Annotated in this window: 5 protein-coding genes; 1 reads left to right on the top strand and 4 read right to left on the bottom strand. The window is 58.2% G+C overall.

The annotated features are described in order from the left end of the window. The coding region (locus AC6RA8_RS11575) for an usg protein (protein WP_500352906.1) at positions 1 to 219 on the bottom strand (219 nt) is incomplete at its 3' end. Positions 220 to 411: 192 nt separating this feature from the next. Here AC6RA8_RS11575 and gyrA point away from each other — a divergent pair. After that, entirely contained in the window at positions 412 to 3,159 is a 2,748-nt protein-coding gene (gene gyrA / locus AC6RA8_RS11570; RefSeq protein ID WP_500352905.1) for a DNA gyrase subunit A, read from the top strand. Between the two features lie 3 nt (positions 3,160 to 3,162). On the opposite strand, the gene AC6RA8_RS11565 is transcribed toward gyrA, so the two are convergent. The 3 genes from AC6RA8_RS11565 to AC6RA8_RS11555 all read right to left on the bottom strand — a co-directional run. Continuing rightward, positions 3,163 to 4,788, bottom strand: a complete 1,626-nt coding sequence (locus tag AC6RA8_RS11565; RefSeq protein ID WP_500352904.1) for a hypothetical protein — start codon at positions 4,786 to 4,788, stop codon at positions 3,163 to 3,165. Between the two features lie 90 nt (positions 4,789 to 4,878). After that, complete coding sequence (locus AC6RA8_RS11560; RefSeq protein WP_500352903.1) at positions 4,879 to 6,354, bottom strand: carboxypeptidase M32; 1,476 nt, start codon at positions 6,352 to 6,354, stop codon at positions 4,879 to 4,881. Continuing rightward, positions 6,354 to 6,782 (bottom strand): COX15/CtaA family protein (locus AC6RA8_RS11555; RefSeq protein ID WP_500352902.1); only part of this gene is annotated, 429 nt, incomplete at its 5' end. The genes AC6RA8_RS11555 and AC6RA8_RS11560, both read right to left, overlap by 1 nt.

The following is a 6,782-nucleotide window of genomic DNA, read 5'->3' as shown; positions in this document are numbered from 1 at the left end:
CATCTTGCGATGGGTGAAGCGCACGGAATGCAATGCGCCCTCAATCTCCGCCTTCCAGAAATCGATGAACTTGAACAGGCGTGGATGGTCTGGGGCAAGGTCATAATCCTGCCAGACAAAGGTATTCAACACGTGCCTGTAATCCGGCATGTGATAGAATATTTCGGCAGTCGTCAGACCATATCCTTTCAACATTAACTCGGTTTCCGTATCCGCCATTTTTGGCCTCCTTTTTTCTGCTCTGGGACCAGCAGAACCGATCACTGATTAATTTTCAATGAAAACAATATTTTAGCACCGGTTGCGGCAGACTGCTAACAAGCATGGCTTCCGCCCCATTGCACCCTATCTGCGCTTTCTGATAGACTGCACCTCAATATATAGCGCACGCGACAGAACGAGCAGATTAACGTGAACGACACGCCCCAACCTCCTGAAAACGATGATGAAATGATGCCAGAGCGGCCAGCTTACGACGGCCCTTCGGTCTCGATCGAAGACGAAATGCGTACGTCCTATCTGGACTATGCCATGTCGGTCATCGTTTCCCGTGCGATCCCCGATCTGCGCGACGGCTTGAAGCCGGTGCACCGCCGCATCCTCTATGCGATGCACGAAACCGGCAACACCCACGACAAATCCTACCGCAAATCAGCGCGCCCAGTGGGCGACGTGATGGGTAAATACCACCCCCATGGCGACAGCGCGATCTACGACGCCCTCGTGCGTATGGCGCAAGATTTCTCGATGTCCCTGCCGCTGCTGGATGGTCAGGGCAACTTCGGCTCCATGGACGGCGACAACCCCGCTGCCATGCGCTACACCGAAGTGCGGATGGACAAGCCCGCCGCTTTTGTGCTTGCCGACATCGACAAGGATACCGTTGATTTCCAAGACAATTACGATGGCAAAGACCGCGAACCCACCGTCCTGCCATCGCGCTTCCCAAACATGCTGGTCAACGGTGCAGGCGGCATCGCCGTCGGCATGGCCACAAACATTCCGCCCCACAATCTGGGCGAAGTGGTGGACGCCTGCCTCGCGCTGATCGAAGACCCCGACCTGTCATCTGAGGCGCTCATCGACTACGTGCCCGGCCCCGACTTCCCGACGGGTGGCATCATGCTGGGTCGTTCCGGCGCGCGCAAAGCCTACCTAGAAGGGCGCGGCAGCGTCATTGTCCGCTCAAAAACGCGGGTCGAAGAGCTGCGCAAGGACCGCTATGCGATCATCATCGATGAGATCCCCTATCAGGTGAACAAGGCCACGATGATCGAGCGCATCGCCGAGGCGGCGCGCGACAAACGGATCGAAGGCATTTCGCACGTTCAGGACGAATCCGACCGCAATGGCGTGCGTGTCGTGGTCGAGCTTAAACGGGATGCGACCGCTGAGGTCGTGCTGAACCAACTGTTCCGCTTCACCCCCATGCAAACGTCCTTCGGCTGCAACATGCTGGCGCTGAACGGCGGACGCCCCGAACAGCTCACGCTGCGGCGCTTCCTGACCTCCTTCCTCGACTTCCGTGAGGAAGTTGTCATCCGTCGCACAGCATTCGATCTGCGCAAAGCCCGCGACCGCTCACATATCCTGTGTGGTCTGGCTGTCGCCGTGTCGAACGTGGACGAAGTGGTCGCAACCATCCGCGCATCCGCCGACGCCGCCGAGGCGCGCGCCAAACTTATGGAACGGCGCTGGCCCGCAGCGGACATCGAAGGCTATCTGCGTCTTATCGATGATCCGCTGTCGAAAATGCATGATGATGGCACGTACAATTTGACCGAAATTCAGGCCCGCGCCATCCTCGAACTGCGCCTGCAGCGCCTCACCCAACTGGGCGTTAAGGAAGTCACGGATGAACTTGAAGAACTTGCCGCTAAGATCAAGGAATACCTTGAAATTCTTGGTAGCCGTGAGCGGATCATGGGCATCATCTCTCATGAGCTGACCGAGGTCAAAGACCAGTTCGCCGTGCCCCGCCGCACCGAGATCGTCGATTGGTCCGGCGACATGGAAGACGAGGACCTGATCGAACGCGAGGATATGGTCGTGACCGTGACGTCGGGCGGCTACATCAAGCGTACTCCACTAGCCGATTTCCGCAGCCAAAAGCGCGGCGGCAAGGGTGTCAGCGGCATGCAAACCAAAGAAGAGGATGTGATCACCACCCTCTTCGTCGCCAACACGCACACGCAGCTCTTGTTCTTCACGACCGACGGCATGGTCTACAAGCTCAAGACATGGCGCTTGCCGCAGGGTGGCCGCACATCCAAAGGTAAGGCGATCGTCAATATCCTTCCCATCCCGCAAGGTGTCAGCATTGCAGCGATCATGCCGGTCGACAGGGATGAAAAGGAATGGGATGACCTTCAGGTCGTGTTTGCCACCTCTGCCGGTACAGTGCGCCGCAACAAGCTGTCCGACTTCACCAACGTCATGCGCAACGGCAAGATCGCCATGAAGTTCGAAGATGAGCATGCCAACACAACCCTGATCAACGCACGCATTGCATCAAACGATGACGACGTGATGCTGGTCACCAATTCGGGCCGCGCGATCCGTTTCCCTGCCACTGACGTACGGGTGTTCAACAGCCGTTCCTCCGTCGGGGTGCGTGGTGTCAAACTGAGCGGATCGGACCGCGTTGTATCGATGTCGATCATCCGCCACTTCGACGCCACCAGCGACGAACGGTCGGCATACCTCAAGATGCGCCGCGCTGTGGCTGGATTGGTCGATGATGGCGAGACATCGGACGAGGAAGAAGCCAACGCCAACGCCACAATCAGCCAGGAACGTTATGCCGAGATGTCTGCGGCCGAGAACCTGATCCTCACGATCACGGCGCAAGGCTCAGGCAAGCTCAGCAGCAGCCATGACTACCCCGTCCGGGGTCGCAGTGGGCTTGGCGTGGCAGCGATGGATAAGGCCATGCGCGGCGGCGATATCGTGGCATCCTTCCCTGTTGATCTGGATGACCAGATCATGCTCGCCACTTCCAAGGGCCAGTCGATCCGCGTGCCCGTGGATGGCATCAGCTTCCGTTCGCGCAGCGCTGGAGGTGTACGCGTCTTCAACACTGGCAAAGGCGAAGAAGTGGTCAGCGTCGCTTGGATTGCGGAGCAAAGCGATGAAGAGGAAGACGGCGGCGAAGGCTGATCGTCACTCCAGCGGCGGCAGAACATCTTGCAGCGGGATCGGCGTGTACCAAAGCGTGTCGATCTCGGCCTCGCGTACCGCGTCGCAATGCGGTGTGTCGCGTGCCATGTCCACGACGATGGCATAGCTTTCCTCCATCAAAGGAATGTGTTCGGCGCAGCTTGGGTGCACATCCGCGTCATGCTCGCAAATATGCGCCCGCAGCCGCTCGGCGCGTACAAATGGGCACAAAATATCCCGTTCAAAGTCCACGCTTTCAGCGGCCTTGACCCACTGCGGTGTCGCACCATCCTTTTGGGCGCCGTAGTAGGCCTGTACCTGCCGGGTTTTTGACAGAAGATACAAATCGAGCCCTCGAACAACGTCACTTTCATAGACAAGCGCGTTTATTTTGGCGTCTTCGTAAGCGTAGTATTGACTGAAATCGCTTTGGATGTGCGCGCTCGCATATTTGTGCCAAAACTCGCTTGAGTACGGCGCTGCATGAAGCCTGCGAACGGAGAAGTCGCGCTGCTGGTTGGCTAGCGCTTCAAGCCGCACTGCCTTGTCCGCATCGCTTTCGTTGCTGTTCACGCGCCGTGTCGTCGCGCTGCCATCTGAGTTAAAAACGGTGATCCACGGCAGTTCGAATTGAACATCCTCAACCATGTCCAAAAGGCGAAGGTTGAGCGGGTCCATTTCGAGGAACGCAAGACTACGCTCAAGGTGAGCCCGCCGCATCTTGTTCTTCATGTTGCGGCGCTTGTGGTAGAGGCCGAAGCGGTTTTGGAACGTGTTCGCCCACCGGTCCAGATCCATCAGTTCATACAGATCCGGTTCCGTGCTCACGAACGCACTTTCAATCCAGTCCAATTGAGCTTCGGACACTGTGTCGTGACCAAAATTATTCATCATGTTCAGCAATCTGACCGTCACCATGTCCGGATTGTCGGGGTTGTAATCCGGCCATTCAGCGATGTCTTGATTTCTCACGTCACCATAAACCGTCTGCCCATACATCAGGCACAAGGTCCGCGCCTCGTCCGAGATCCGAGTGGCATATTCCTGGCAAAAGGTGGATATCGCCTCGGTTCCGTAGCGCCCGACGAAGTCATATGCACGTTGCAGAGTGCCCCAGTTCGGATGACTGTCCATGACACGATTTACAGCGGCGACAGGATCGCCCACCTGTTTGTCATAGCCATACATTACAATCACTGCATCAGAGGCCGGGATCAGATCGGGCGCCGCGGCGTAGGCAAACCGGGCGTGCAGCAAACCCTGCTCCCGCATCCTGCGCGCGACGTCATAGCTCCAACCATTGCGGCTTGACGCGATTGTACCGGCGGCATTCCAAAGGCTCCAGGCACGCGCGATGCGCGCATAGTGATTGCCTGTATCCTGCTGCAGCCAGCTGTCGACAAAGGCAGTGGTTTTGGGATGGCTCCGTGACAAGACAATGAACAGGTCGCGCATATCATCCGCACTCAACTCACCGCGCAAAAAAGCGTCTTGTGCGTCGTCGATTAGCGACTGAACGGCTGCCTTGTCATCATTCAATACATGCTCGAAAAGCGCACGCTCGCGCCCCTGCTCTGCAACTGCAGAAGCGCCAAAACAAACAAGAACCAAAGCAAGAACCAACCGCATGGCATCCACCTGTTGCTACTATCACAAGTGGTATCGCCGCGCATTGCGACAGTGCTTCGCCGACACTGTGGCAATACAGGGGCGCTGGCGTTAAAGCCCGTAAATCCCCGCGAACTTGTCTTCAAGATAGGACAACAGCGGCTCTGGTCCGGGCACGCGTCCGCTGGCGCGTTCGATCACCTCGCGTGGCTCAAACAGGCTGCCATGTGTTTGCAAATTATCGCGCAACCACGTTGTCGCTGCCGACGTCTCCCCTCGAGCAAGTTGCGCATCAAGGTCCGGCACCGCCGCACGCAATGCCTCGTGCAGACACCCAGCATAGACATTGCCCAGAGAATAGGTGGGGAAATAGCCGAATAGGCCCACGGACCAGTGCACATCCTGCAAGACGCCGTTTGATGGCTTATCGACGGCATAGCCGAAATCAGCCTCGAACCGATCGTTCCATGCGGCCTCCAAGTCATTGACATCAAGGTCCCCGGACATCAGCGCCCGCTCCAGATCAAAGCGCAACAGCACATGCAGGTTGTACTGCACCTCGTCCGCCTCGGTCCGGATGTAGCCCTTGGACACCGTGTTCACCGCAGCAAAAAACGCGTCCTCGCCGTCGATGCCGAAATCCCCGAACGCATCGCGCATCTGCCCATAAAGCCAGCCTGTGAAGGCGCGACTACGGCCCAGCTGGTTCTCATAGATACGGCTTTGGCTTTCATGCACCCCCATCGACACACCGCGCCCCAGCGCAGTCATCAGATAGGCATTGTCGATATTCTGCTCATAGCAGGCGTGACCGACCTCATGGATGGTCGAATAGAAACAGTTGAACGGGTCCTCGGGGTTCGTACGGGTCGTGATCCGCACGTCTGTCCCTGATCCGGATGAAAACGGATGCACCGCCTTGTCGATCCGCCCATGGCCCATGTCATACCCGAAGGTTTTGGCCAGCAGCGTGCTCAATTGAAGCTGGGCCATCTCGTCGAATGAGCCGGTAACACCCTTGGGGGCCGGCCGCTCCAGAATGGCTGCACGCAAAGTGGTCAGTGCAGGACGCAGTGCGCCGAACATCGCTTCCAGATCCGCGCCCGTGGTGCCCGGCTCATAGTCCTCAAGCATCGCATCATAGATCTCCCCGCCATTCGCCAGGGCGGCACCCTCTTCGCGCTTGAGCGTGACCACCTCGTCCAGGACTGGGGCAAACGCCTTGTAATCATCGGCTTCGCGCGCCTCGGCCCACTTGCCCTGCGCTGTCGATGTGACCCGTGCAATCTGTGCCGCCAGCTCCGCAGGCACTTTGGAGGCCCGGTCATAGCCCCGCTTGATCTCTCGCAGCTTGGCCGCGCCAACACGATCCAGCCCACCGGCATCAATGGCGGCCAGCCACTCCCCAACCTGCGGATCCGTGCGGCGGGCATGCAGAACGCTCTCCATCGCCGCCATTTCCTCGCCCCGCTGGGCAGCCGCACCGCGTGGCATCATGGTTTCCTGATCCCAACCCAAACGCCCGGCGACCTGCCCCAAAGCTTGGGTTGTGTGGTCGAAGGCCAGAAGGTCATTAAAGGCTTTCATCAGGACGTTCCTCGAATAGATGTGGCAATAGGATAGGCTGACAGGAACCGGGCGCGCAGGATCAACGCCCAGAGCACAACGGCCAAGAATTGGTGCAGGATCGCCACTTGCCATGGCGCGCCATACAGCACAGTCACGATGCCCAGAACGATCTGCAGGCTCATTGCGGCAAAGACGGCATTGAAGGCAAAGCGCGTGTTTTCATGGGCCGATTTCCGGCCACGCAGCCAGACCACCACGGCAATTGCACACAACAGATAACCCGTCACGCGGTGGCTGAACTGCACCAGACCCGGGCTTTCAAACAGGTTGCGCCACCACGGTTCAAAGACAAAGGCGCTGGCCGGGAACACCTGACCACCCATCAGGGGCCAATCGGTATAGGACCGCCCGGCATCAATTCCCGCCACCAGCGCACCAATCAGGAT

This window comes from Tateyamaria sp., assembly GCF_059783535.1.
Note: the sequence above shows the minus strand (reverse complement) of the source record. Positions and strands in the feature narration are given on the sequence as shown.